This window comes from Curvibacter sp. GW821-FHT09D12 (assembly GCF_059416245.1).
Map to the genome: position 1 here is coordinate 86921 of NZ_JBWKOU010000011.1, position 23246 is coordinate 110166.

Below are 23246 nucleotides of genomic sequence, written 5' to 3' on the forward strand. Positions count from 1 at the left end.
CGGTCCGAATCGATGGGGCTCAGGTGTTCCAGCTCAGGGTCTTGCTGTCCTGGCCCGCCACCGAGTACAGGGCCCCGGGGGCATTGCGGGTCTTCTGGAAATCCTCCAGCGACTCGCCCCGCATCGCGGCATAGATGTGCAGGTTGGACACCCCGATCACCGCGCCCAGCTTCTCCAGCATGAAGAAGATCACGCCGTAATGGATCAGGCCGCGCCAGTTGCGCTCGCGCACCAGCGTGCGTTCTTCATCCGTCAGGCCGGCCTGCTCAAAAGCGGCCTCGGGGTCAGCCATGAATGCCTGGCGGTGCGCCGGCACGATCAGCTCATGCAAAAAGCGGTTCAGCCGGTAGGCCTTGACGCTGCGGGCCAGGTCGAAGGGGTAGGTCCCGCTCAGGCCGCCGGCACCGGCCAACTCTTTGGCCATGTGGGCGCGATGGCGCTCGATCTCGCCCGCCACCGGGCCCACCGAGGCCTGGTTCTCATAGATGGCGGTGGCGATGCCGGTCATCGACGGCAGGTAGTAGCTCTGATGCACCTTGCGCACATTGGCCGACAGGGCCCCGCGCATGATCAGCCACATGATGACCTCGGCGCCTTCCAAGCCACCCAGGCTGGCGAACTCCGCCTGGGTCATGCCGGCCAGGCGCTCGGGGTCTTGCTCGATCAGGTCGAGAAAGCGCTGGTCCCAGGCCGGGTTGTTGAATCCGGCGCGTTCACCATGCACCTGGTGCGACAGGCCGCCCGTGGCCACCACCGCCACCTTCAGGTCTTCGGGGTAGCTCTCGATGGCCCGGCGCAGCGCCTGGCCCAGCTTGTAACAACGGCGCGCCGAAGGCACCGGGAACTGCAGCACCCCCACCTGCAGGGGCACGATCTGCACCGGCCAGGCCGGCTCATGTGGGCACACCATCGACAGGGGCGAAAAGCAGCCGTGGTCGAGCGGCTTGTCCTGAAAAAACGACATGTCAAACTCATCGGCCACCAACGACTGCCCCACGTGCCGGGCCAGGGCCGAGTGCCCGCCCACCGGCGGCAGGTCGCGCGCACCGCCGCCCTCGTCGGCCACCTCGTAGCGCTCGCCGACACCCAAGGCAAAGGCCGAGTAATGGTCGAAGAAAAACGAGGTGACGTGGTCGTTGTAGATCACAAACAGCACGTCGGGCTGGCGCTCGGCGATCCACTGCTGCACCGGTTTGAAAGCCTCAAAGATGGGCGCCCACACCGGGTCATGCTGCTTGTCGCGGTCAAAGGCAAAGCCGATGGTGGGGGTGTGCGAGGTGGCGATGGCGCCGATGATCTGTGCCATGGTTTGCTTTCGGAATGCGGTCCTGGGGAAGGCCGCCCGCCAAGGCAGCCCGTGTTGAGCGCCGGATTCTCGACAAGCCGGCCCCAGCCGAAAAGATGTCGGGCATCAAGGCGCGATACCTGGCGGTTATCGGTGTGCCCGGCCACTGCGCCGGTTCGACCGCCCAGGCAGGCCCGTCCTGCGGCGGGTCTCATGCACGGAGCAACTATCCATGCGCCCAAATATTCGCCCCCTTCCGAAGCAGGCTTTCTATATTCGTCACACAAACGGCTTGCCTGCCATTCACCTCGAATCCCCATGACCCGCTTCACTGCCTCGCCTGATCGCTACACCCGCCTCCCTTACCGCCGCACCGGCCGCAGCGGCCTTCAATTGCCAGCGCTCTCGCTGGGCCTGTGGCACAACTTTGGTGACACCACCCCATTGAGCACCCAGCGCGAGCTGTTGCGCTCCGCCTTTGACCTGGGCATCAACCACTTTGACCTCGCCAACAACTACGGCCCCCCCTATGGCAGCGCCGAAACCAACTTTGGCCGCTTGCTGCGTGAGGATTTCAAGCCCTACCGCGATGAGCTGATCATCTCCAGCAAAGCCGGTTGGGACATGTGGCCTGGCCCCTACGGCCAAGGCGGCGGCAGCCGCAAGCATGTGCTGGCCAGCCTGGACCAGAGCCTGCAGCGCCTGGGCCTGGACTATGTGGACATCTTCTACTCGCACCGCTTTGACCAGCACACCCCGCTGGAAGAGACTGCCTCAGCCCTGGCGCAAGCCGTGCAACAGGGCAAGGCCCTCTATGTCGGAGTGTCTTCTTACTCGGCCACCAAGACGCGCGAAATCGCGGCCCTGCTGCAAAGCTGGAAGGTGCCGCTGCTGATCCACCAGCCGGCCTACAACCTCTTCAACCGCTGGATCGAAAAGGACCTGCTCGACGCCACCGACGAACTCGGTGCCGGTGTGATCGCCTTCACGCCCCTGGCGCAAGGTCTGCTCACCGACAAATACCTGGCCGGCCCACCGGCCGATGCCCGCATCAACCGCCCCGGCGGCCAGTCGCTCAAGCCAGCCCACCTCTCGGAAGCCAATCTGGCGCGCGCCCGCGCCCTGAATGAGATCGCCCGCCGCCGCGGCCAGAGCCTGGCGCAACTGGCACTGACCTGGACGTTGCGCGACCCGCGGGTCACCTCGGCCCTGATCGGCGCCAGCACCGTCGCGCAACTGCGTGAAAACGTGGCCGCCCTGACCCAGGCCCCGCTGAGCCCGGCCGAACTGGCCGAGATTGACCAGCACGCCGTCGAAGGGGGCATCAACCTGTGGGAAAAACCCTCGACCGACTGGGTCTGAAGCCCCGCCCCTAAACCGCCAGCCCCCTGGAACAAGACCATGCCCCAGACCGTCACCCCCCGTTCTTCCCCTCACCTGCTGCTGGAGGATGTGGCCAACCCAGGCCTCAACAGGACCCGCTTCTGGCTCGATCTGACCCAGGCCCTGGGCATCGCCGTGCTGCTCGTCAGTGCCTTGTTCCTGATCATGGGCTTTCTGATCATGCCGGGCGTGCCCTGGGCATGATCTATGACTATCGATATGCAAGCTCCTTCGTTCACGTGAGCCGGGCTTGATGCGACATTGCCAACATGCAGACGCTGAGGTGAAGCCCCTGGACCCCCAAAGGGCTTGACCACAACAGCACCGAATGGCTCGCGGGGGTGAGCTGTGTCCGGCCACAGGCCGGACCTTTCTGATGGCCGCCAGAAGTCTCTTTCTGGCGGCCTCTTTTTTGGGGGTGCCGCTGTGCCGGCCACCATGACCGTCAAACGGCGCTGGCTAGAATTGTTGCAAAAGCCCACCACCGAGGAGACACCCCATGCAAGCCCGCCGAAGAACCGCCCTGAGCCTGCTGGCCCTGACCGCGGCCATGGCCACCGCCACCGTCCTGGCCCAAGACAGCAAGTACCCCAGCAAACCCGTGACCCTGGTGGTCCCCCAGGTGGCAGGGGGCGCCAACGATGCGATCGCGCGCATCGTGGCCCAGAAGCTGTCAGAGACGCTGGGCCAGCAGTTCATCGTCGACAACCGTCCCGGCGCGGGTGGCAACATCGGCACCGCCACCACCGCCCGGGCCAAGCCCGATGGCTACACCTTGCTGTTGACGGCCGACAGCGCCTATGTGATCAATCCGGCGCTTTACAAGTCCACCGGCTTCGACCCCCTGAAGGATTTCGAGCCTGTGGGCACCGTGGCCTCTTCGGGCTACGTGGTGGTGGCCAACCCTCATTTCGCGCCCAACAACATCGCCGAACTGATCACGGCCGCCAAGGCCGCGCCGGGCAAGATCAACATCGCCTCGGCCGGGAACGGCACGGTGAACCATTTGTTTGGCGAAATGCTGGGCAAGGCGGCTGGCATCGACATGACCCATGTGCCCTACAAGGGCGCCTCGGCCGCCGTGACCGACCTGGTGGGCGGCACGGTACAGGTCTCGGTGCAAAGCCTGCCCTCGTCCATCTCCTTCATCAAGGGCGGCAAGCTCAAGGTGCTGGGGGTAGTCAACGAAAAGCGCATCGCCGCCCTGCCCGACGTGCCGACCGTGGGTGAGACCGTGAAAAACCTGGGCTACACCCCCTGGTACGGGGTGTTTGCACCAACTGGCACGCCCAAGGCCATCGTGGCCCAGTTGCAGACCGCCATCGGCCAGGTACTGGACGCGCCCGATGTGCGCGAAAAGCTGGCCGGTATCGGCTGCGAGCCCTTGAAGATCGGGCCCGAACCACTCGCTGCCCTGATCCGCAAAGAGCTGCCGCGCTGGGCCAAGGTGGTCAAAGAGGCCGACGTCACCCTCGATTGAAGCTACAAGTTAACTGATTTCTCACAGAACTTTACCGCCGCATGGCCAGGGTGACCGCCTGCAGGGCCGGAAGTAGCTGAGGCCGACGATACACTCGATCAGCCCCTTTTCAGGGGCTTTTTTCTTTGCTGCCCGCACGTTGGCGGGCCCCGGCCATGTCTGTATCACTTCCAACAACCCACCGCCTGCGGGCTCAAATCTGCGCCTGCACAGCAGCCTGGGCGTTCACCCTTGCAGGTACTGCCGCAGCACAAGTCTCCCAGCCCGCCCCCACGCCGACCTTCAGCGCCACAGCGCAGCCCGGCCAGTGGACGCTGAGCCTCTCGCCCTTCACCCAGCACTGGCACGACGATCCCGCCCACCGCCACGTTTACCTGGCCGGCCTGGAACGCTCCGGGCCTGGGGGCAGCTTCACGGGCGTGAGCTTGTTCCGCAATTCCTTCGGCCAGCCCGCCGCGTACGCCTACCGGGGCTGGCAGTGGCACCCCTGGGCAGCACACCCCAACCTGTACACCAAGCTCAGCGTCGGCGTGATCTATGGCTACCTGCCGCCCTACAACAACAAGGTGCCGCTGAACTACCACGGCTTCTCGCCGGGCCTGATCCCGGCCCTGGGCTACCGCCTGGGCGACCAGGATGCGATCCAGATCAATCTGCTGGGCACGGCAGGCTTCATGCTGGCCTACAACCACTCGCTGTGATGGCGGTGGGGGGCCCGCCCAACGCCCCCACGCCAAGGACCGCCCCGCCCAGCAAGCACTGTTTCTTCTGATTTCCGCCTGCAGGACGCTAGAAGATCAGATTGGGACGCTGGAAGGGCGAAAGCGGTAACAAAAGGTAGACAATTCAGCACCGCCGCACCGGCCTTGCTCCGTCTCCCTCACTTCAAGCCATGACCCGCCAACCCCTGCGCGCGCTGCGAGCTCTTGTCAAAGCCTGCCGCGCTCATTGGAGATCGGGCATGGAGCAGCACAGTGATCCGGCCACGCTGAAGGAGGTGCCAACCGATGCGCCCATCGGTTTCAAGGCCTGTATCACCGCATCAAACCTGAACGCATGAGCACCTCTCGCCCACCCTCCCCAGCTTGGCTAACCGAAACGCTTCGGACATGGCTGCAAGCAAACGCCGATGCAATTGATCTGGGCCAGGGTCCGACCGAGGAGCTGCTGCCTCGTCTGGGCCAGGCGGGCCTGCTGCGTATCGGCGTGCCCAGCGCCCTGGGGGGCGCCGATGCCACCATCGGCGACGCCATCGAGGCCATCGCCCAGGTGGCCGAACACTCGTTGACGGCGGCTTTTGTCCTCTGGGCCCAGCGCGCCTTCATCGATTACGTGGTGAACAGCGAGAGCCCGGCCCCACGCGAGCGGTGGCTGCCCCAGTTGCTGACAGGCGAGTTGGCCGGCGCCACCGGTTTGTCGAATGCGATGAAGTTTCTGTCGCAGATCGAACAGCTGCAGGTCCAGGCCCGACCCGACCCCGAGCAGCCCGGTGACCTGCGCCTGGACGGCCGCCTGCCCTGGGTCACCAACCTGCAGCCCCAGGGCTATGTGGTGGCCGCCGCCGTGGACATGGGCGCGGGCCAAGCCCTGGCCGTGGTGGCCATCGAGAGCGAGCGCTGTGGCCTCCACCGCTCGGCCGATCTCGATCTGCTGGCGCTGAACGGAAGCCGCACGGCTGAACTTCAACTGAAGGACCTGGCACTGCCAGCCAATCAGGTCCTGTCTCACCATGGACCTGACTTTTTGCGCCGGCTGCGCCCTCACTTCCTGGGCATGCAATGCGGGATGTCGATCGGGCTGACCCGTGGGGCCCTGGCGGCCAGCCATGTCGCCTGTGACTCGCGCCCCAGCCTACAAGCCCCCTGGCAGGCGCTGGAGCGCGATTTGAAGCAGGCCACTGCCGCGCTGCAGGCCGGTGTGGCCTCGGGCCAGTACGTCACCCAGGTGGCCCCCTTGTTCGAGCTGCGCATCGCCTTGGCCGGTCTGGTGCAGGCCGCTGTACAACTGGAGCTTCAGGCCACGGGTGGCCGCGCCTACCTGAAAGGCCAAGACAAGGGCTTTGCACGCCGCTGGCTCGAAGCCGCATTCGTACCCGTGGTCACGCCCAGCCTGACCCAGTTGCAGGCCGAGTTGGCACGCCAACGCGCACAGACCCCGCCCATTTCATCGGCGACCTCCTCCGGGGCGACAACATGACGACCGAGATGAGCCCCCCGCTCCAACCCAATGCCGACAGCCCTGAACCCGCTCTGTGCGCCCGGGGCCTGAGCCGCCGCTGGCCCGGAAGGGCCTTGCCGGTGTTCGGCCCGCTGGACCTGCAGATCGCCCCGCGGGAGATCGTCTGCCTGTTGGGCGGCAGCGGCTGCGGCAAATCCACCCTGTTGCGCGCCCTCGCAGGCCTGGAGCCCCCCCACGAAGGCTGTGTGGAATTCATGGGGCAGGCACTGACTCAACCGCACCCGAGGGCGGTGGTGGTGTTCCAGCAGCCCAGCCTGCTGCCCTGGTTGAATGTGCAGGCCAACGTGGGCTTCGGGCTGGATTTCAAGCATCAGCCCGCCAGCACCCGGTCCGAACGCGAGCACCGCATCGGCGACGCGCTGGCCGCCGTCGGCCTGGCCGGCAAAGGTGGCCTGTACCCGAGCCAGTTGTCGGGCGGCATGGCCCAGCGCGTGGCCCTGGCTCGTGCCCTGGCGCGCGAGCCGGCCCTGCTGCTGGCTGATGAGCCCTTCTCGGCGGTCGACGCCATCACCCGCACCGAGTTGCAAGACCTGCTGGTCGAGGTGGTGCACCGCTGGCACAGCGCCGCCTTGCTGGTCACCCACGACATTGACGAAGCCCTGCTGGTGGCCGACCGCATCGTGCTGATGGGCGGCCACCCCGGCGAGCCGGCCCGCCTGGTGCGCGAATGGGCCGTGGGCCTGAGCCGCCCCCGCCTTGAACACCCGGCCGAGCTGACCCGGCTGCGCCTGGACATCCTGGCCGCCCTGCAAGACCTGCGGGCCGCGCACTGATTGATGCGCCCAGTTCACCCCATTCAACACTGATTGACCATGAACCTCGACTCCCGCCCGAACTACCAGCACCTGTGTGCCACCTCCGACTGCGGCTGCGGCATGAGCCGGCGCGACCTGTTGCGCCTGGGCGCCCTGACCAGCGCCAGCGTGGTCGCCCCCTTGCTGGCCGCCGGCGACGCCCGGGCCCAGGCCTTCAAGGGCGACGACCAGCCGGTGCGCATCGGCTACCTGCCCATCACCGATGCCACCCCGCTGCTGGTGGCCCACCAGCGCCGCTTTTTCGAGGCCGAAGGCCTGCGCACGGAGGCGCCGCGGCTGTTCCGGTCGTGGCCCCAATTGGTCGAGGCCTTCATCGCGGGCCAGGTGAATGTGGTGCACCTGCTGTCGCCCACCACCTTGTGGGTGCGCTATGGCAGCAAGTTCCCGGCCCGCGTGGTGGCCTGGAACCACGTCAACGGCTCGGCCCTGACGGTGGCCAACGACATCCAGTCGGTAGCCCAGTTGGAGGGCAAGACGGTGGCCATCCCGTTCTGGTATTCGATCCACAACATCGTGCTGCAGCAACTGCTGCGCCAGCACGGGCTGACGGTCGTCAATCGCCCCCGCGGCGAGGCGCTAAAGCCCGGGCAGGTGAACCTGGCGGTGCTGTCTCCGCCCGAGATGGTGTCGGCCTTGGCCGCGCGCTCCATCGCAGGATTCATCGTGGCCGAGCCCTACAACGCCGCCGCGGAGAGCCTCAAGGTCGGCCGCGTGCTTCGCTTTGTGGGCGACATCTGGAAGAACCATGCCTGCTGCCTGGTGACTCTGGCCGAGCGTGACCTGGTCGAACGCCCCGAGTGGGCCCAGCGGGTGACCACGGGCCTGGTCAAGGCCCAGCTCTGGACCCGCAACAACCAGTTGGAGACCGCCAAACTGCTTTCCAACACCGGCGAGGGCAAGTACACGCCGCACACCCTGCCCGTGCTGTCCAAGGTACTGGCTGCCACCGACTACAGCGAGTACGAAAAGGCCGGCATCATCAAAAACAAAGGCTGGAACCAGCGCCGCATCGACTTCCAGCCCTACCCTTACCCCTCGTACACCGAGCAGTTGGTGCGCTCGCTTCGCGAGACCACCATGGAGGGCGACAACCGTTTCCTGCAAACGCTGGACCCTGCCTTTGTGGCCCGCGACCTGGTGGACGACCGCTTTGTGCGCCAGGCCCTGCAAAGTGTAGGCGGCCTGCCCGCCTTCGGTCTGAGTGCCGATTTCACCCGACGCGAGGCGCTGAACCCATGACGACCTGGCTGGCGCGTTTGGGTTGGCCCCTGCTGGGCTTTGCCGGGGCGGGGCTGCTGTGGCAGCTCGGGGCCGGGCATCTGTCGGATGTCGAGGCCATCAACCAGGCCTTCTCGCCGCAGGCCGGGCTGAGCACGCTGTGGGCGCTGCTGGGTGAGGCCAGCTTCTGGGGCCACATCGGCACCAGCCTGCAGCGCATCGGCATGGCCCTGGCAGGTGCGTTGCTGATCGGGCTGCCGCTGGGCCTGCTGACGGGGCTGTCGCCACGCTTTGCACGCATCACGGGCACGTTGTTCCAGTTTCTGCGCATGGTGTCCCCGCTGTCCTGGATGCCGCTGGCCGTGATGGCGCTGGGCCTGGGCAATGGCGCGGTGGTGTTTTTGTTGGTCTTCGCCGGGGTCTGGCCCATCGTGCTGAACACGGCAGCCGGCGTGGCAGCCCTCGACCGGCATTGGTTGCAACTGGCCGCCAGCCTGTCGGCCACCCGCTGGGAGCTGATCAGCCGGGTGGTGCTGCCGGGCATTCTGGCCCATGTGCTCACGGGCTTTCGCCTGGCTCTGGGCGTGGCCTGGATCGTGTTGGTGCCGGCCGAGATGCTGGGGGTGTCTTCGGGTTTGGGCTACTTCATCCTCGATGCCCGTGATCGCCTGGCCTACCAGGAGCTGACCGCCGCCATCGTGGTGATCGGTGCGCTGGGTTTTGCCCTGGACAGCCTGGCCCGCACCCTGATCGGGCGCTGGACCCACGCCGGCCCCGGGCAACAATGACCCCGCCCAGGCGTGCGGTGCTTATGCGCACAGCGCGCTAGCAAGGGCGAAATGGGCGCATGCAAGAGGAGCCCAGGCGGCTAGGCTGGAGCCCACAAGCCAGCGTGGCCGGCCCCGGGCCACTGCCTGGAATCCCAACAGCCCAGACGCCCCTTGCCCATGATCGACACCCCGACCCGACGCCGCCTCTTGCAGGCCGGCTTGGCCTTGCCTGCCACCTTGTGCCTGACCCCACTGCAGGCGGCCGAAGCCGACCGCCTGCGCATCGGCTACCAGAAGTCATCCACCCTGATGATCTACCTGAAGTCCAAGGGCGTGCTGGAGAAGGCACTGGCGCCCTGGAACGTGAACGTGCAATGGCACGAGTTCAACTCGGGCCTGCCCCTGCTGGAGGCCTTGAACGTGGGCGCCATCGACCTGAGCGCCGACGTGGCCGATGCGGTACCCCCGTTCGCGCTGGCCGCTGGCGCGCAGCTGACCTACTACGCGATCGAAACCCCCTCGCCCCAGGCCCAGGCCATCGTGGTTCGCAAGGACTCGCCCGTGACCAGCGTGGCTCAGTTGAAGGGGCAGAAGGTGGCCTTTGCCAAAGGGGCCGGGGCGCATTACCTGCTGCTGGAGGCGCTGGCGCGCGATGGCCTGAGCATCCAGGACCTCGAGCCGGCCTACCTCAGCCCGGCCGACGCCCACGCCGCCTTCGAGACCGGCAAGGTGGCGGCCTGGGTGATCTGGGACCCCTTCCTGGCGGCGGTGCAACGCCAGTCAGGCGCCCGCATCCTGGTCGACGGCAGCAGGCTGTCGGCCTACCGGCGCTTCTACCTGGCGGCCACGCCCTACGCCCAACGCCGCCCCGACGTACTGGGCCTGGTGTATGGCGAGCTGCAGCGCGCCGGCCACTGGATCAAGCACAACCCCAACCAGGCCGCCGAATGGCATGCCCCGGTGATCGGTCTGGACGCGGCCACCGTCGAGGTAGCCAACCAGCGCCGCAGCTACCAGGTGCAGCCACCCGACGCCGAAGCCCTGGCCGAGCAGCAGCGCATTGCCGACGCCTTCAGCCAAGCCAACATCATTCCGCGCAAGGTGCGCATTGCCGACTCGCCGGTGTGGCGCCCGGGAGCCTGAGCACCGTGCTGCGCCGGCGGCTCAGGGCTACGACCAACGCAGGGTACAGCGGTCACCCACCGCCTGACGCTCTACCGTGATGGCGCTGAGCTGGGGCAGCACCGGGGCCAGTTGGCGGCCGATGAACAGGCACAGGTTCTCCAATGTGGCGGGGCCCAGATCGGGCACTTCGTCGAGAAAGTGGTGGTCAAGCTGCTCACGCAGGCGGGCGATTTCGGCCCGCACAAAGCCCAGATCCACCACCATGCCGGTGACAGGGTCGGGTGCACCGCTCACATGCACTTCGGCGTGGTAGGTGTGGCCATGGATTCGGCGGCTGCCTTCGGCCTCGATCTGGCGCTGCAAGGTGTGGGCGGCATCAAAGAAAAAGCGCTGTGACAGTTCGAACACCGCGCCCTGGCGCGGAAAAGGCTTGGCTGGGGCGAGGCTCATCGGATGTCCAGAACTTTGTGGGTTTGCACCGACAGGCGCCAGCGCGGCTGGGCCTGGCAGTAGGCGATGCAGGCGCGGGTGTTGGCGCGTTGGTTGGCGTTGTCCATGGGCTGCAGCAGAAAATGCTCGAAGTCCAGGGTCTGCAGTTCGACCGGATCCAGCCCGGCCTGTGGGTAGACCAGCTTGAGCTCGTGCCCCCTGCGTTGCACCAGAGGCGCTCCGGCCTTGGGGCTGACACAGATCCAGTCAATGCCGGGTGGGGCCGGCAGGCTGCCATTGGTTTCCACCGCCACTTCAAAGCCTTGTTCGTGCAAGGCCTCCGTCAGGGCCTGGTCCACCTGCAGCAGGGGCTCGCCGCCCGTCAACACCACGTATCGGTGGCCCTGGCCCTGGGGCCATTGGGCGGCGATCAAGGCGGCCAAGGCCTGAGCGTCGGCGAACCGGCCACCCAAGGTGCCGTCGGTGCCCACAAAATCGGTATCGCAGAAGCGGCACACGGCCGTGGCACGGTCGGCTTCCCGCCCACTCCACAGATTGCAGCCGGCAAAGCGGCAAAACACCGCAGGGCGGCCCGCACGCAGGCCTTCACCTTGCAGGGTGTAAAAGATTTCCTTCACCGCGTAGCTCATGCCGCCTCCTGGGCGCACATGGGCGTGATCAAGATCTGACCAAGAAGAAAGGCGGGGGCTTGGGGGCAGAAAACGACAGGTAGCCGCACAGCGTGCAGCGACGAGGTTTTGAACATGGTGTTCCTCTACATGGCCCCGGGCGTGAACGACATGAACCTTGGCCGGGGCGGCAAGAGGCAGCATTTTAGCTGAAGGCCCAGCCGCTTCGCGGGCAAGCCTCAGTCAAGAGCGGGGCTCAGCGCGGGCTTGGCCACCATGCAAACAGGCGCCGCCACCAGGGCTGAGGCGCCGGCACCGGCGCGCGAGCCCGTTTGCGGCTGGCCCGCCGCTGGTTGTGAGCCCTTGCGGAGGGTGGCTTCGCCATCTCCCACCCGCCCAGGGGCTGAGGCTCGACCGTCATCAGATCAGAGTCGTACTGATTGATTTCACTGGTCACAAAGTGCTCAGCGATGAAGGACTCTGCGCGACGATCGCCCCGGTGAAAGCTGTCGTCCAGACGACTGATCACATCGGCATCGTCCTCCTCCGACATCACCGAGTCCAGAAACTTGACTTCAAGACCTACTGATTTCATGACATTCCTACCCTTTTTTTAGTCGGCTCCAATGTCACCCCCTTGGGCGCTCATTCGAACCGCTTATCAAATAAGTGTCACAGCCAGAACCGTCAGTACGCAACTATCAAAATTGATGGTTATGGGTCTACAAGACCACTCGCCGAACCCGGCGCGAGGCCATCGGTGTTCATGCCCAGGATCAAGCGATGCGAGCCATTGTTCTGTTGTAGCGCTTCTGCACCAGACATCCACTATCGAAAGTGATAGTTGCGACCACCGCCAGTTTGGAAAGAATCGACTCGCTTGTTACAAAGCATTCGGCCGACGGCATCACGCTGCCAGCGGCTTCCACTTCAGTCACCAAGAAAGTCCATGCAGGCGCTGCGTTTGACAAACCCTTTGAGCCGGTCTGAAAGGGTTGAACATGTTCGTCTTGATTGAGGGGTTGTTGGCTCTGGCCTTGGCGGGCCTGATGTTGGTGATCGCCCTGCCCACACTGCACGCCCAAACTCCGCCCAGCCGCACCGAGATGTCTGCCCAGTACCTGCTGGCCCTCAGCCAGGTGCTGGAGCGTGGTTACCAACAGACCCAGCGTTACCCCAGCCAGGTGATGGCCGACTTTCCGGACCTGAGCACTGACAGGATCTCCGGCGTTGGCGTGCCGCCTGGACCGGCATTTCGTTTTTCGCTGCATTCCAGCCCCCACGCCTACACCCTGACCGCAAGTGCCCAGAACGGCTTGCAATGCACGCTGACGCTCAATCAGGCGGGGGCTCGATCGATGAAAGGCGCCGATTGCGGCACCTTACGTTGGTGACGGCCCTCTAAAAGGCCACTTGGCTCAAAACCCAACAAGACCCTTGCCTGACGACCGGATCACGAAGGCGAGCCTCAACACCCTGCATCATTTATGAAAAAATAATTCCATCTGATTTGAATAAGCCGTGGATTTTCAGCCAGATTTTCAATGAAAACCACGCAAATCAATCCATCCACGGGACAGTGCCAAAGCCACGGCATGGGCCTTGGAGGCAGCGTGCATTTTGGAAATGGCATTTTTGAGGTGAAATGCCACCGTCGCTTCGGACACCGTTAATATTTTCGCGGTGTCGGCGCCGGTTTTGCCAAGCGCCGCCCATTTCAGGCATTCAAGCTCACGGGGTGTCAACGTCTGATCTTTGACGTGCTCAAGCGCCGCCTTGAAAATGCGCATCAAGGAAATGCGATTGGCGGCCAGAATCAGGCGCGACGCATTCATCAAGCCACCTTCGGTTGACGCGGAACCGTCCTCTTGCGTCAGCGACAGGACCAGCCGATGCGGCAGACCGACTCCCGCAGGAAACTCCATGACCTGTCGCGTCTTGACGCGCACCCCTTCCGGGAGATCAAAGGTCTGAAAATCAGTGGAGGGCCCCTGTCGCGCGGCTTCCGACGGATCCGCCTGCGTCAATTCCTGCCGGGATGCCGCGCCAAAGATGAAGTCTTTGTCGGGCACGTTGACCACACTGGAACGGCCATCATCGATATTTGAAAACCACAAACGACGGGCTTCACCAGAAACCGCCCAGTATTCAACCATCAGATCCAATCGATCCACATCGAGCATCTGAGCGATTTTCACCAACAGACCACGCACCGACTCCAAGTCAGTTGCTTTGGACAACTGAGAGATCGTGGCAATCAGATGATGTTCTGTGGGAGGCATGAGCAAGTGAATGAAATGCCGCGTGGAAATCAGCAATGGGCGCAACAAGCGCCCATTTCCAATTTGCCACCAGTATCCCCAACAGGAAAATGACGTGGCAGTTCAGCGGTACGAGAAGATTGGGGGTACAGACACAAGCGAGGGGGGATTGGATTCCCTCCCGCTCATCGCTATCAGATTCTAGCCAGAAACCACGCAGGCCATTGAATGCCACCCTCATCAAGAAGGAAAAACCCGCATCATCCGCCCGTTGCCCTCCCGTCGCCCGCCTCAAACCACAGATTGACCAGTGCCGGACAGGCCGGCCACGCCGGTGTGCGGAACCTCAGGGGGGTGGGTGACGATGCTGTCCAGCGCCGGCACCGGTGGTTTGAGTGCCGCCAGGTCGGGCAGCGGTCGACGCAGCACAGGTGAGGCCGCGAAGGCCTGCTCCATGGCGCGCGCAGCCGAGAGCAGCTCCAGGTCGCCCCGGAAGCGCCCCACCACCTGCAGGCCGAACGGCATGCCCAATGGGTCGGTACCGCAAGGCAAACTGATGGCCGGGTGGGTGGTGAGGGTGATCACATAGGTCAGCGCCAACCAGCGGTAGTAGTTGGCCTGGGCTTTGCCGTCGATGGTGTCGGCGTGCGGCAGCGTCCAGGGAAACGGAGACACCGGCGTGGTGGGTGTGAGCAGCAGATCGTAGTCGGCATACACCGCCTGGAACCGGTTGAGGATGCGGGTCTGCTCGGCCTGCGCCCAGGCGCTGTCGAGCAGGCTCATGCGCATGCCGATCTCATAGTTGGCGCGTGGGTTGGGGCCCAGGCTGGCGGGGTCGCGCTCATAGGCGTCTCGGGTACCGGCCACAAAGGCCTCGGCGCGCAACACATCAAAACAGCGGTGCACATCGCCCAATTCAAGATTCACCTCGTCGCAGCGGGCAAACAGGTGTCGCATGGCCTCCATCTTGGCCAGGAAGGTGGCGCGGATGACCGGGTCCACATCGCAAGATCCCAAATCAGTGCTGTAGGCCACGCGCAAGCGGCCCAGATCGCCCATCGGAGGGCGCAGGAAACTCAGCGGATCCAGCGGATAGCTCAGTGGGTCACCCGGGTGCATGCCGGCCGATGCGGCCATCTGCAGGCAGGCATCGCCGACGGTGCGCCCCATGGGGCCGACCACCGAGATTGGCGTCCAGCCCAGCAACTTGCGCACGCTGGGCACCACACCGGGCGAGGGGCGCAGGCCCACCACACCGCATTTGGCGGCCGGGATGCGCAGCGAGCCACCCGTATCAGAGCCGGTGCACACCGGCAGCATATCGGTCGCCAGCGCCGCCGCAGAGCCCCCGGAGGAGCCCCCCGCATTGAGGTTCGGGTTGAAGGGGTTGCCAGTGGCCCCCCACACCGGGTTGCGTGAATTGGCACCCGCCCCCATCTCAGGCACATTGGTCTTGCCGGTCACGATGGCGCCTGCGCGGCGCAGGCGGGCCACCAACTCGATGTCCTGGGCCGGGATGTTGTTGCGGTAATTCGGCGAGCCGAACGTGCTCAGCAGCCCGGCGGTGGGCTCCAGGTCTTTCACCCCCAATGGCAGGCCGTGCAGCAGGCCCAGGGCTTCGCCACGCAGCACCGCCTGCTCTGCCGCTCGGGCCTCGACCCGGGCGCGGTCATAGCATTTGGCGGTGACCGCATTGATGCTGGGGTTGACGGTCTCGATGCGCTCGATGCAGGCTTCGAGCAATTCAACGGGTGAAATCTGGCCTTGTGCGATCAGCTCGCGCAGCTCAACGGCAGAGCGGGTGACCAGGTCGGAGGAAGTCGATGCAGTCATGGGCAGGGTCTGGGGTGAACGATCGTGAAGGGAGAGACAGGCCTCAATCGGGCTCAAACGGCCTCAAATGGCCTCAATCGGCCTGGATGTTGGCGCGCGCGGCGGTGGCGCGCATCAGTGGCAGTTCACTTTCGATCAGGGCCGAGGCTTCGGCCGCGGTGGAGAAACTGGGCTCCAGCCCCTGGTCGCTCAAGGCCTTGCGCACGCCCGGGTCGGCCAGGGTGTCGCCCAGGGCTTTTTGCAGCTTGGCCTTGACGGGTGCCGGGGCGCCGCGCGGCGTCAGCAGCATGACCCAGGATTCGAGTTTCACGTCGGGGTAGCCTGACTCGGCAAAGGTGGGCACATTCGGCAAGGCACTCAGGCGCTTGGGCGAGGCCACGGCCAGGGCCTTGATCTTGCCGGTCTTGAGCTGTGGCAAGGTGGCAGTGACGGTGTCGAAAGCCAGCGGCACCTGGCCGCCCAGCAGATCGGTCATGGCAGGGGCACTGCCCTTGTAGGGAATGTGCGTGACCTTGAGGCCCATGGCGTAGAAGGCCATTTCAGCCACAAAGTGCGAGCTGGTGCCGGCGCCAAAGGAGGCATACGAATACTTGTCGGGCGCGGCCTTCACCGCGGCTTTCAGATCGGCCAGGTTCTGCACCGGCACCTGGGCATTGGCCAGCAAGACCAAGCCAGCACGGGTGATCATGCCGACGGGCTCGAAACTCTTGACGGAGTCATAAGGCAGGTTCTTGCGCACCGCCGGGTTCAGCGTGAGCGTGGAGCCCGGGCCCATGAACAAGGTGTAGCCATCCGGGGCCGCCTTGGCCACATAGGCCGCGCCAATGGCGGTGCCCGCCCCGGGCCGGTTGTCCACCACGATGGGGGCGCCCAGGCGCTCACCCAGCTTGGGTGCAATGGCGCGCGCTACCACGTCGGTACTGCCGCCCGGCGGGAACGGCACCACCAGCGTGATCGGGTGGGCGGGGTAGACCGCCTCGGCACCCGCCATGCCGGCGCACAGCGCCCATCCCGCCAGGCCCAGGATGTTCAGGGTGGCACGGCGACTCAAAGCAGAAGAAAAAGACAGCTTCATGGCAAAGGCTCCAGACGACTTGAAAGAGTGGGTTCAAGCCATGTTAGGCAGCCTAGAGCCCTCCAGCAACGGCAATCCAAACAAACCTGCGTTGCGAACAGCGCAATTCATGTGGTGCCGTGGCACCCACCCTAGCGCATGCGGTCCAGGTTGTACTCGGCATCGCGTACCCGGTCACGGGCACGGCGCAGGTTGCGGTCGTTGTCCGACAGGTCGTCGCGCAGCTTCTTGCGCGCATCGTCATTGCCTGCGTTGCGCAGCTTGTTTTCAAGATCGATGCGCCGGTTGTCCAGGCTGCGCACCTGCTCCCTTGAGTCGCGCACCTCGCGCCCCACGTTGACCCGACGGCGGAACTCGCCATCGATGGCTGCGGGGCAAACGCCGTTGTAGTACTTACCGTCCAGCCCCAGCCGCACCGCATTGGGCATTTGGCAATAGCTGAGCAGCCCCTGATCGCGCCCGGCCACATAGGCCCGGGTGTCCACGACGACCCTGGCTTCGGCACAGTCCTTGGACAGATCGTTGAGCTTGGACAGCGGCGCACCCGCCATGCCGTCACGCAGGCCCACATCGCTCCAGCGGGCCACCTTGCACTCCTCGACACTCATGGTGGAACAGCCGGCCAGCAGGCCCAGGCTGCCGATCGAGATCGCGAGCCAAAAAATCAACTTCCTCATGCGCATTGCCTCCAATGGTGATTTGTTCGGCCCAGTTGGCCCGAATGACGAATCGGTGTGTACACAGCCCCACGGGCCCCACCCCCGGTGGCCGATGATAGGAGATCAGATACATTGCGTTGCAATTTTGGAGAGCGCAGCATCCTGCTTAACATGTCGGCCTCGCCTGCCTGCGCCGCAAAGCGCCTTGTTTTCTGATGAACCGCCCCGCCATGAATCACCAAGCCTTGCAAGACACGTCCTTGCGCTATTTCCTGGAGGTGGTGCAGACCGGCTCGGTGACCGAAGCGGCAGCCCGCCTGCAGGTGGCTCCCTCCGCTGTCAGCCGGCACATTGCCCGGCTGGAGGCCGAGCTGGATACCTTGCTGTTCGAGCGGCGCGCGCGCGGCATGGTGCCCAACGCCGCAGGCGAGTTGCTGGCCACCCACGCCCGCCGCGCCTGGCAAGACATTGAACGGGTGGCCGACGAAATCCAGGCCTTGCGAGGCCTGAAAAGCGGCGTGGTGCGGGTGGCCTGCACCGAAGGCTTTGCGTCCGAATTCGTGCCGGGCCTGATCGCAGATTTTCAGCGCCAGTACCAGGGCATCCGCTTCGGCCTGCAAGTCAGCCTGCAGGCCCAGGTGCCCGAAAAGGTTCGCCAGGGAGAGGTGGATATCGGCATCACCGTGAGCACAGTGTCCGAGCGCGGCATCAGCGTGGCGCTGCGGCATCCCTCCCCGATCATCGCGGTGCTGTACCCCGAACACCCTCTGGCGGGCCGCAGCCAACTCACGCTGGCGCAACTGGTGGGCCATGCGGTCGCCCTGCCGGGGCCGGACTCCACCTTGCGTCAGCTGTTTGACATCAGCTGCAGCCGCCAGGGCCTGAACTTCGAGGCGGTGTTTGAATGCGATCGGCTCGATCCCTGCCTGTCCTTTGTGCGCTCGCGCGGCGGCATCACCTTGAACGGCGAACTGGCGCTGCGCGAGCGCCTGCGCCGCGGCGAGGTGGTGGGCATCCCGCTGCGCGACCGCGAAATGAACGAGCGCCATTTCGAAGTGCAGACCCTGGCGGGTCGCACCCTGCCGCGTGCCGCCAAAGCCTTTCTGGACCACCTTCTGGAGGCGCTGGGCCAGCAGAAATGAGGCTTGAGGCATGCCCGACGCCATGGCCCCTGCAAACCCAGGCCGCACCACAGCGCCATACTGGTTGGCTGACCTCAGATGGGGCCGCGGAGACTTCGCGCCTGCACCCGCAACGCGAGCCGGTGCAAACGCTCGGCACGGCCACCTCTGACGGGCCACAATAGACCAGGCAGCCTGGGTGAGCCCAAGCCGCTCACCCAACGATCGCCATGAACCAACTCGACTCTCTGCGTGCCCTGCTGGCCGTCATCGACCTGGGCGGCTTTGCCGCCGCAGCGCGAGCACTTGATACCTCGCCCGCCAAGGTCACGCGACTGATCCAGGACCTGGAGAAGACCCTCAACACCCGGCTGCTGCAGCGCACCACGCGGACCTCGTCACTGACCGAGGCCGGAGAACTCTACGCAGCCCGCATCCGCCCGGTGATCGATGCACTGGATGCCGCGAATGACGAGGTGAGCACCAGCGGCCGCCTGCCCAGCGGGGTGCTGAAGGTGCGCTCGTCTCTGGACTTTGCCGCGGCCCAGTTGATCCCGCGAGTCTCTCGCCTGCAGCGCCTGTACCCCAAACTCGAAGTTGAGATCAACACCAGCGATCGGTTGCTGGAGTCGCCCGACCTCGAGTCAGACCTGACTGTGCTGTTCTCGCGCAACGGCCTGCCGGACGGTGATTTCGTGGCCCGCAAGCTGGGCACCACCACCGGTGTGATGTGCGCCTCGCCGCACTACCTGAAGACCCATCCGGCACCTGAACACCCCTCGGATCTGGTGCACCACGAGTGCTTGCTGCCCTCAGGCAAGGACCTGCCCCATTCCTTTCTGCTGGCTTCGTCCGAACCGGCCGCCCCCCAGCATTACGAATTCCGCCCCGGGCCGGCCAAGTTCCACTCCAACAGCTCGGAAGCGCTCTACCACGCAGCCTTGCAGGGCCTGGGACTGGTCGGCATGCTGTCGGTTCATGCCCAGCCCTACATCCGCAGCGGGGCCTTGGTACGCGTGTTGCCGCAATGGATAGGAGACCGATGGCAGGTATGGGCCGGCTACGCCGGGCGGAAACACGTGCCCCGCAAGGTCCAGGCCTTGCTGGAGTTTCTGCAGACCGAGTTTGGTGACCCAGAACTGGACCCCTGGTTGCTTTGACGCATGCCGCGATCGGTGAGGCTTGAAATCCCGACGCACCAGCATGGCCGGAGGCATCCCACGCCAGCAGCCTTCAGGGGGGGCGCCAAACCGTGAACAGCCCTACTCACTGTTACATTCAAAATTGATAGTAACAATCATGTAAGCGTAAGATAAAAATCATTTTGTGAGGTCATCATGCGCCCATCCCTTTTGCTGCCTTTCATGTTGAGCGCCATGGCCTGGGCCTCGGCGGCTCAGGCCCAGGCCCCCGCCGACACGCAACAAGCCAAGAATCGTTACAAGCAAGACTTGCAAATCTGCGCCAGCGAAACCAGCGCCGACAGCCGCATGCAATGCAAGCGCGACGCCAAGACCGAATACAACCAGGCCCTGGCCACCCTCAAAGCCAGCCAGCCTGTCACGGCGCCCGAGCACGCGGGCCCGGCGGGCTGTGCCGATTGCGGCACGGTGAGTTCAGTCAGTCAGGTCGAGCGTGAGGGCGAAGGCAGCGCCTTGGGCCTGATCGCGGGCGGCGTGGCCGGTGCGGTGCTGGGCCATCAGGTGGGTGGCGGCTTTGGCAAAGACCTGGCCACCGTGGCGGGTGCTGCAGGGGGCGCCTATGCGGGCCGCGAAGTCGAGAAAAAGGTCAAGAGCCACAAGATCTGGGTGGTTGCCGTGCGATTCAACGGCAACAGCACCCAGCGTTATGAGTTCCAGAACGACCCGGGCTTCAAGGTGGGTGACGCCGTCAAAAAATCGAATAAATCGATTGTGCGGCCCTGACACCCGTCATTGACGATACGCGGGGTAGGTGTCGCCATCATGCCCCCCTCGGTCCAATTGATCTGCCCATGAAAACCACAGCACTTTTCGCAGGCTCATTGCTGGCTGCCTTGCCTTTGCTGGCAGCCGCTCAATCGCTGAAATGCGGCAACGACTTCACCCAGCTCGGCATGAGCAAGCTCGATGTGCTGCAGAAATGCGGCCAGCCCCTGGCCACTGACAGCTTTTGCAAGCCCACCGACCCGGCGCGCGCCCCGGCCCAGAGTGCGGCCGGCAGCTGCGAAAAGGTGGAAGAACTGCTCTACAACCCGGGCTATGGGCAGTTCATGACCGTGTTGCGCTTCGAGAGCGGCGCCCTCAAGGAAGTGCGCTACGGCGACCGGGCCCGCTAGCCCAGGCCAGGCTCGACCGCCCGACCTGGATCAACCCTCCACGTCGAACTTCACACCCTGGGCCAGCGGCAGCTCGCGCGAATAGTTGATGGTGTTGGTGGCCCGGCGCATGTAGGCCTTCCAACTGTCCGAGCCGGCTTCGCGGCCACCGCCGGTTTCTTTCTCGCCGCCAAAAGCGCCACCGATCTCGGCGCCGCTGGGGCCGATGTTGACGTTGGCAATGCCACAGTCCGAGCCCACGGCCGACATGAAGCGCTCGGCCTCGCGCAGGTCCAGCGTGAAGATCGACGACGACAGGCCCGCACCCACTGCGTTGTTCAGCGCAATCGCTTCGTCCAGATCGGTGTAGCGCTGCACGTACAGGATGGGGGCAAAGGTTTCATGCAGCATGGGGCCGCTTTGGGCCGGCATTTCCACCAGCGCGGGGCGGGCGTAACAGGCCGACTCGCCAGCCTCGGTCAACACCCGCTCGCCGCCGTGCACCACGGCGCCCAGTTCGCGAGCCTGCTGCAGCGCCTGCTGCATGGCGCCCAGTGCGGCCGCGTCGATCAACGGGCCGACCAGCACGCCGTCTTCACGCGGGTCGCCCACCCGCACGCTGGCATAGGCCTTGATCAGGCGCGGCACCAGGGCGTCGTACACCGAGTCGTGCACAAACAACCGGCGCAAGGTGGTGCAACGCTGGCCTGCGGTGCCCATGGCCGCAAAGGCGATGCCGCGCAGGGCCAGGTCCAGGTCGGCGCTGGGGGCCACGATGGCGGCGTTGTTGCCGCCCAGCTCCAGGATGGCGCGGGCAAATCGGGCCGCCAGCTTGGGGCCCACGGCGCGCCCCATCGCGGTAGATCCGGTGGCCGACACCAGGGCCACCCGGGGGTCGTCCACCAGGGCGGCACCCACATCACGTTCACCGAGCAGCAGGGGCAGCAGCCCTTCAGGGGCCGTGCCGAAGCGGCTCAGGGCGCGCTGAACAATGGCCTGGGTGGCCAGCGCCGTGAGCGGTGTTTTCTCGGAGGGCTTCCAGACCACCGAGTTGCCGCAGACCAGGGCCAGCGCGGCATTCCACGACCACACCGCCACCGGAAAATTGAAGGCCGAAATCACCCCGCACACCCCCAGCGGGTGCCAGGTTTCCATCATGCGATGGCCGGGGCGCTCGGTGGCGATGGTCAGGCCGTGCAATTGGCGCGACAAACCTACCGCGAAATCACAGATGTCGATCATCTCCTGCACTTCGCCCTCACCTTCGGACGGGCTCTTGCCCACCTCCAGGGTGACCAATTGGCCCAGCAGGGCCTTGTGGGTGCGCAGTTCTTCTCCAATCAGCCGCACCAGCTCGCCGCGGCGCGGGGCCGGGGTTTCGCGCCAGGCCAGAAATGCCTGCTGGGCCTGCCCGATCACAGCCGCCACCTCAGCCGCCTGTTGCAGCGGCAATTGGGCCATCACCTCGCCCGTGATCGGCGAGCGCACGATCAAACCGCCCGGCTGGCGGTATTGGGTGGGTGCCACGCCCAAGGCCCCCATCAAACGGTCCAGTTCCTGGGGGGCCGGAGGAAATCCGCTGGACAGCGGAGAGGAAGGGGAGGACAGGCTGATGGTGCTGCTCATGAACGTCTTTCGGGTGAGGCTCGGAAGGCCGCACTATCGCGCAAACCAACGCCCCTGCCTATCGACGTTTGCGAAAGACTTGATGTTCAAACAGAATCAAGTCTACTCAAACATCCCACAGATTAGCGTTTCATCATTCTCTGACAGCATCATGAGGCGATCCCTGCATCGGGCTCTGCGGGCTGTGTCCAGGGCTCGGCCAGGCTTTGTGAGGGGCGCCGCAACACCGGATCGAAAGGGTTGATGCGCGGGCCGATCTGGGCCGCCTCACGCTGCAGCAAGGCCACCACGGTGGGCAAGCGCTCGGGGTTGAGCCGGTCGGCGATCGTGCCCACGCTGAGGGCAGCCACGGCCCGGCCATCGGCCCCCAGCACCGGCACCGCCACCCCGGCCATGCCATCGAGCAGGCCGGTGTTGCGCCCGGCATAGCCGAGTTGGCGCACCCTTTCGACCTCGGTGCGCAGGTAGACCTCGTCATACACCCCGAACTCGCGAACCCGCGACAAATTGAAGCGGATCACCTCCTCGCGTTCGTCTTCGGGCAAAAACGCCAGGATGGCCAGCGCCCCCTGGCCCACCCCCAGGGCCACCCGCCCACCAATGTCGCCCGTGAACGAGCGGATCGGAAACGGCCCCTCGGCCCGGTCCAGGCACACCGCGTCAAAGCCGCTGCGCACCAGCAGGAAAAGTGTGTCGCCCAGGCTGGCGCAAAGGCGCAGCAGGGCCGGCCGGCACAGTGCGCGCAGCCCGCCCGTGTTGCCGGCCTGTGCGGCCAGGGCAAAGAAATCGACGCTCAGCCGGTACAGCTTGCTGCGGCCGTCCTGCTCCACCATGCCTTCGGCCACCAGGGCCTGCAGCAAGCGGTGCGTGGTGGCCTGGGTCAGGCCCACGGCCTGCGCCAAATGGGTGACCCGCGCACCTTCCGGGGGCACGCGGCTCAGCGCCCGGATCACCGCAAACACGCGTTGCACACCACCGGTGCCAGTTTCTGCTTCTGCCATCT

Annotated in this window: 25 protein-coding genes; 14 read left to right on the forward strand and 11 right to left on the reverse strand. The window is 65.2% G+C overall.

The features are described from left to right. Positions 1 to 19 precede the first annotated feature (19 nt). The gene (locus AC07PT_RS18295) at positions 20 to 1306 is read right to left on the reverse strand and encodes a gallate dioxygenase (protein WP_494657623.1); all 1287 of its coding nucleotides are present in this window, start codon (positions 1304 to 1306) and stop codon (positions 20 to 22) included. 297 nt (positions 1307 to 1603) lie between these two features. On the opposite strand from AC07PT_RS18295, the gene mgrA reads away from it, so the two are divergent. The 9 genes from mgrA to AC07PT_RS18340 all read left to right on the forward strand — a co-directional run bounded on the left by mgrA (position 1604) and on the right by AC07PT_RS18340 (position 10332). Then, a complete protein-coding gene (gene mgrA, locus AC07PT_RS18300) occupies positions 1604 to 2647 on the forward strand; it encodes an L-glyceraldehyde 3-phosphate reductase (protein WP_494657624.1) in 1044 nt (347 codons plus the stop codon). Positions 2648 to 2686: 39 nt separating this feature from the next. Next, on the forward strand, positions 2687 to 2872 hold the full coding sequence (locus tag AC07PT_RS18305) for a hypothetical protein (protein ID WP_494657625.1): 186 nt from the start codon (positions 2687 to 2689) through the stop codon (positions 2870 to 2872). Between the two features lie 295 nt (positions 2873 to 3167). Continuing rightward, the gene (locus AC07PT_RS18310; RefSeq protein ID WP_494657626.1) at positions 3168 to 4148 is read left to right on the forward strand and encodes a Bug family tripartite tricarboxylate transporter substrate binding protein; all 981 of its coding nucleotides are present in this window, start codon (positions 3168 to 3170) and stop codon (positions 4146 to 4148) included. Between the two features lie 155 nt (positions 4149 to 4303). Beyond that, on the forward strand, positions 4304 to 4849 hold the full coding sequence (locus AC07PT_RS18315; protein WP_494657627.1) for an ABC transporter ATP-binding protein: 546 nt from the start codon (positions 4304 to 4306) through the stop codon (positions 4847 to 4849). 355 nt (positions 4850 to 5204) lie between these two features. Beyond that, a complete protein-coding gene (locus tag AC07PT_RS18320) occupies positions 5205 to 6344 on the forward strand; it encodes an acyl-CoA dehydrogenase family protein (protein WP_494657628.1) in 1140 nt (379 codons plus the stop codon). 8 nt (positions 6345 to 6352) lie between these two features. Further along, positions 6353 to 7159, forward strand: coding sequence for an ABC transporter ATP-binding protein (locus AC07PT_RS18325; RefSeq protein WP_494657629.1), 807 nt, complete (start codon positions 6353 to 6355; stop codon positions 7157 to 7159). 39 nt (positions 7160 to 7198) lie between these two features. Beyond that, positions 7199 to 8440 (forward strand): ABC transporter substrate-binding protein, encoded by a 1242-nt coding sequence (locus AC07PT_RS18330; RefSeq protein ID WP_494657630.1) that lies wholly within the window; start codon positions 7199 to 7201, stop codon positions 8438 to 8440. Beyond that, positions 8437 to 9207, forward strand: coding sequence for an ABC transporter permease (locus tag AC07PT_RS18335; RefSeq protein WP_494657631.1), 771 nt, complete (start codon positions 8437 to 8439; stop codon positions 9205 to 9207). The genes AC07PT_RS18330 and AC07PT_RS18335 overlap by 4 nt, the downstream gene beginning before the upstream one ends. Before the next feature lie 159 nt (positions 9208 to 9366). Continuing rightward, on the forward strand, positions 9367 to 10332 hold the full coding sequence (locus AC07PT_RS18340; RefSeq protein WP_494657632.1) for an aliphatic sulfonate ABC transporter substrate-binding protein: 966 nt from the start codon (positions 9367 to 9369) through the stop codon (positions 10330 to 10332). A 27-nt stretch (positions 10333 to 10359) separates the two neighbouring features. On the opposite strand, the gene AC07PT_RS18345 is transcribed toward AC07PT_RS18340, so the two are convergent. The 4 genes from AC07PT_RS18345 to AC07PT_RS18360 form a co-directional block, all read right to left on the reverse strand. Beyond that, positions 10360 to 10764, reverse strand: a complete 405-nt coding sequence (locus AC07PT_RS18345) for a 6-pyruvoyl trahydropterin synthase family protein (protein ID WP_492345764.1) — start codon at positions 10762 to 10764, stop codon at positions 10360 to 10362. Further along, positions 10761 to 11393 carry a 7-carboxy-7-deazaguanine synthase gene (gene queE, locus AC07PT_RS18350; RefSeq protein WP_494657633.1) on the reverse strand — a complete coding sequence of 211 codons (633 nt, stop codon included), beginning with the start codon at positions 11391 to 11393 and terminating at the stop codon, positions 10761 to 10763. The genes AC07PT_RS18345 and queE overlap by 4 nt, the downstream gene beginning before the upstream one ends. Positions 11394 to 11628: 235 nt before the next feature. Next, complete coding sequence (locus AC07PT_RS18355; RefSeq protein ID WP_492345766.1) at positions 11629 to 11967, reverse strand: hypothetical protein; 339 nt, start codon at positions 11965 to 11967, stop codon at positions 11629 to 11631. Positions 11968 to 12148: 181 nt separating this feature from the next. Continuing rightward, entirely contained in the window at positions 12149 to 12310 is a 162-nt protein-coding gene (locus AC07PT_RS18360; protein WP_494657634.1) for a hypothetical protein, read from the reverse strand. Between the two features lie 63 nt (positions 12311 to 12373). Between AC07PT_RS18360 and AC07PT_RS18365 the strand changes: the two genes are divergently transcribed. Next, positions 12374 to 12766, forward strand: a complete 393-nt coding sequence (locus tag AC07PT_RS18365; RefSeq protein ID WP_494657635.1) for a type IV pilin protein — start codon at positions 12374 to 12376, stop codon at positions 12764 to 12766. A 147-nt stretch (positions 12767 to 12913) separates the two neighbouring features. Here AC07PT_RS18365 and AC07PT_RS18370 read toward each other — a convergent pair whose 3' ends face one another. The 4 genes from AC07PT_RS18370 to AC07PT_RS18385 all read right to left on the reverse strand — a co-directional run bounded on the left by AC07PT_RS18370 (position 12914) and on the right by AC07PT_RS18385 (position 17218). Next, positions 12914 to 13702: a response regulator transcription factor gene (locus AC07PT_RS18370; protein ID WP_494657636.1), complete on the reverse strand. Its 789-nt coding sequence runs from the start codon at positions 13700 to 13702 to the stop codon at positions 12914 to 12916. 222 nt (positions 13703 to 13924) lie between these two features. Continuing rightward, positions 13925 to 15466, reverse strand: a complete 1542-nt coding sequence (locus AC07PT_RS18375; RefSeq protein ID WP_494657637.1) for an amidase — start codon at positions 15464 to 15466, stop codon at positions 13925 to 13927. 73 nt (positions 15467 to 15539) lie between these two features. Next, the gene (locus AC07PT_RS18380; RefSeq protein ID WP_494657638.1) at positions 15540 to 16541 is read right to left on the reverse strand and encodes a Bug family tripartite tricarboxylate transporter substrate binding protein; all 1002 of its coding nucleotides are present in this window, start codon (positions 16539 to 16541) and stop codon (positions 15540 to 15542) included. A gap of 131 nt (positions 16542 to 16672) precedes the next feature. After that, the gene (locus AC07PT_RS18385; protein WP_494657639.1) at positions 16673 to 17218 is read right to left on the reverse strand and encodes a DUF2799 domain-containing protein; all 546 of its coding nucleotides are present in this window, start codon (positions 17216 to 17218) and stop codon (positions 16673 to 16675) included. A 212-nt stretch (positions 17219 to 17430) separates the two neighbouring features. Here AC07PT_RS18385 and AC07PT_RS18390 point away from each other — a divergent pair, with 212 nt between their 5' ends. The 4 genes from AC07PT_RS18390 to AC07PT_RS18405 all read left to right on the forward strand — a co-directional run bounded on the left by AC07PT_RS18390 (position 17431) and on the right by AC07PT_RS18405 (position 20638). Then, positions 17431 to 18342, forward strand: coding sequence for a LysR family transcriptional regulator (locus AC07PT_RS18390; protein WP_494657640.1), 912 nt, complete (start codon positions 17431 to 17433; stop codon positions 18340 to 18342). Between the two features lie 209 nt (positions 18343 to 18551). Continuing rightward, positions 18552 to 19481, forward strand: a complete 930-nt coding sequence (locus AC07PT_RS18395; RefSeq protein ID WP_494657641.1) for a LysR family transcriptional regulator — start codon at positions 18552 to 18554, stop codon at positions 19479 to 19481. A gap of 177 nt (positions 19482 to 19658) precedes the next feature. Next, positions 19659 to 20246 carry an outer membrane lipoprotein gene (locus AC07PT_RS18400; protein ID WP_494657642.1) on the forward strand — a complete coding sequence of 196 codons (588 nt, stop codon included), beginning with the start codon at positions 19659 to 19661 and terminating at the stop codon, positions 20244 to 20246. 68 nt (positions 20247 to 20314) lie between these two features. Continuing rightward, positions 20315 to 20638 (forward strand): DUF2845 domain-containing protein, encoded by a 324-nt coding sequence (locus AC07PT_RS18405; RefSeq protein ID WP_494657643.1) that lies wholly within the window; start codon positions 20315 to 20317, stop codon positions 20636 to 20638. A gap of 30 nt (positions 20639 to 20668) precedes the next feature. Here AC07PT_RS18405 and amaB read toward each other — a convergent pair whose 3' ends face one another. After that, positions 20669 to 22159 carry an L-piperidine-6-carboxylate dehydrogenase gene (gene amaB / locus AC07PT_RS18410; RefSeq protein ID WP_492346158.1) on the reverse strand — a complete coding sequence of 497 codons (1491 nt, stop codon included), beginning with the start codon at positions 22157 to 22159 and terminating at the stop codon, positions 20669 to 20671. Positions 22160 to 22392: 233 nt separating this feature from the next. After that, positions 22393 to 23244: an IclR family transcriptional regulator gene (locus AC07PT_RS18415; RefSeq protein ID WP_492345776.1), complete on the reverse strand. Its 852-nt coding sequence runs from the start codon at positions 23242 to 23244 to the stop codon at positions 22393 to 22395. Between the last annotated feature and the right edge of the window lie 2 nt (positions 23245 to 23246).

Coding starts and splice junctions, on each gene's coding strand:
- AC07PT_RS18385 (WP_494657639.1), bottom strand. CDS start 17,218: ATGAGGAAGTTGATTTTTTGGCTCGCGATCTCGATCGGCAGCCTGGGC.
- AC07PT_RS18355 (WP_492345766.1), bottom strand. CDS start 11,967: ATGAAATCAGTAGGTCTTGAAGTCAAGTTTCTGGACTCGGTGATGTCG.
- AC07PT_RS18295 (WP_494657623.1), bottom strand. CDS start 1,306: ATGGCACAGATCATCGGCGCCATCGCCACCTCGCACACCCCCACCATC.
- mgrA (WP_494657624.1), top strand. CDS start 1,604: ATGACCCGCTTCACTGCCTCGCCTGATCGCTACACCCGCCTCCCTTAC.
- AC07PT_RS18415 (WP_492345776.1), bottom strand. CDS start 23,244: ATGGCAGAAGCAGAAACTGGCACCGGTGGTGTGCAACGCGTGTTTGCG.
- AC07PT_RS18395 (WP_494657641.1), top strand. CDS start 18,552: ATGAACCAACTCGACTCTCTGCGTGCCCTGCTGGCCGTCATCGACCTG.
- AC07PT_RS18365 (WP_494657635.1), top strand. CDS start 12,374: ATGTTCGTCTTGATTGAGGGGTTGTTGGCTCTGGCCTTGGCGGGCCTG.
- AC07PT_RS18310 (WP_494657626.1), top strand. CDS start 3,168: ATGCAAGCCCGCCGAAGAACCGCCCTGAGCCTGCTGGCCCTGACCGCG.
- AC07PT_RS18305 (WP_494657625.1), top strand. CDS start 2,687: ATGCCCCAGACCGTCACCCCCCGTTCTTCCCCTCACCTGCTGCTGGAG.
- AC07PT_RS18405 (WP_494657643.1), top strand. CDS start 20,315: ATGAAAACCACAGCACTTTTCGCAGGCTCATTGCTGGCTGCCTTGCCT.
- AC07PT_RS18330 (WP_494657630.1), top strand. CDS start 7,199: ATGAACCTCGACTCCCGCCCGAACTACCAGCACCTGTGTGCCACCTCC.
- amaB (WP_492346158.1), bottom strand. CDS start 22,159: ATGGGGGCCTTGGGCGTGGCACCCACCCAATACCGCCAGCCGGGCGGT.
- AC07PT_RS18400 (WP_494657642.1), top strand. CDS start 19,659: ATGCGCCCATCCCTTTTGCTGCCTTTCATGTTGAGCGCCATGGCCTGG.
- AC07PT_RS18375 (WP_494657637.1), bottom strand. CDS start 15,466: ATGACTGCATCGACTTCCTCCGACCTGGTCACCCGCTCTGCCGTTGAG.
- AC07PT_RS18390 (WP_494657640.1), top strand. CDS start 17,431: ATGAATCACCAAGCCTTGCAAGACACGTCCTTGCGCTATTTCCTGGAG.
- AC07PT_RS18340 (WP_494657632.1), top strand. CDS start 9,367: ATGATCGACACCCCGACCCGACGCCGCCTCTTGCAGGCCGGCTTGGCC.
- AC07PT_RS18325 (WP_494657629.1), top strand. CDS start 6,353: ATGAGCCCCCCGCTCCAACCCAATGCCGACAGCCCTGAACCCGCTCTG.
- AC07PT_RS18380 (WP_494657638.1), bottom strand. CDS start 16,541: ATGAAGCTGTCTTTTTCTTCTGCTTTGAGTCGCCGTGCCACCCTGAAC.
- AC07PT_RS18345 (WP_492345764.1), bottom strand. CDS start 10,764: ATGAGCCTCGCCCCAGCCAAGCCTTTTCCGCGCCAGGGCGCGGTGTTC.
- AC07PT_RS18335 (WP_494657631.1), top strand. CDS start 8,437: ATGACGACCTGGCTGGCGCGTTTGGGTTGGCCCCTGCTGGGCTTTGCC.
- AC07PT_RS18315 (WP_494657627.1), top strand. CDS start 4,304: ATGTCTGTATCACTTCCAACAACCCACCGCCTGCGGGCTCAAATCTGC.
- queE (WP_494657633.1), bottom strand. CDS start 11,393: ATGAGCTACGCGGTGAAGGAAATCTTTTACACCCTGCAAGGTGAAGGC.
- AC07PT_RS18320 (WP_494657628.1), top strand. CDS start 5,205: ATGAGCACCTCTCGCCCACCCTCCCCAGCTTGGCTAACCGAAACGCTT.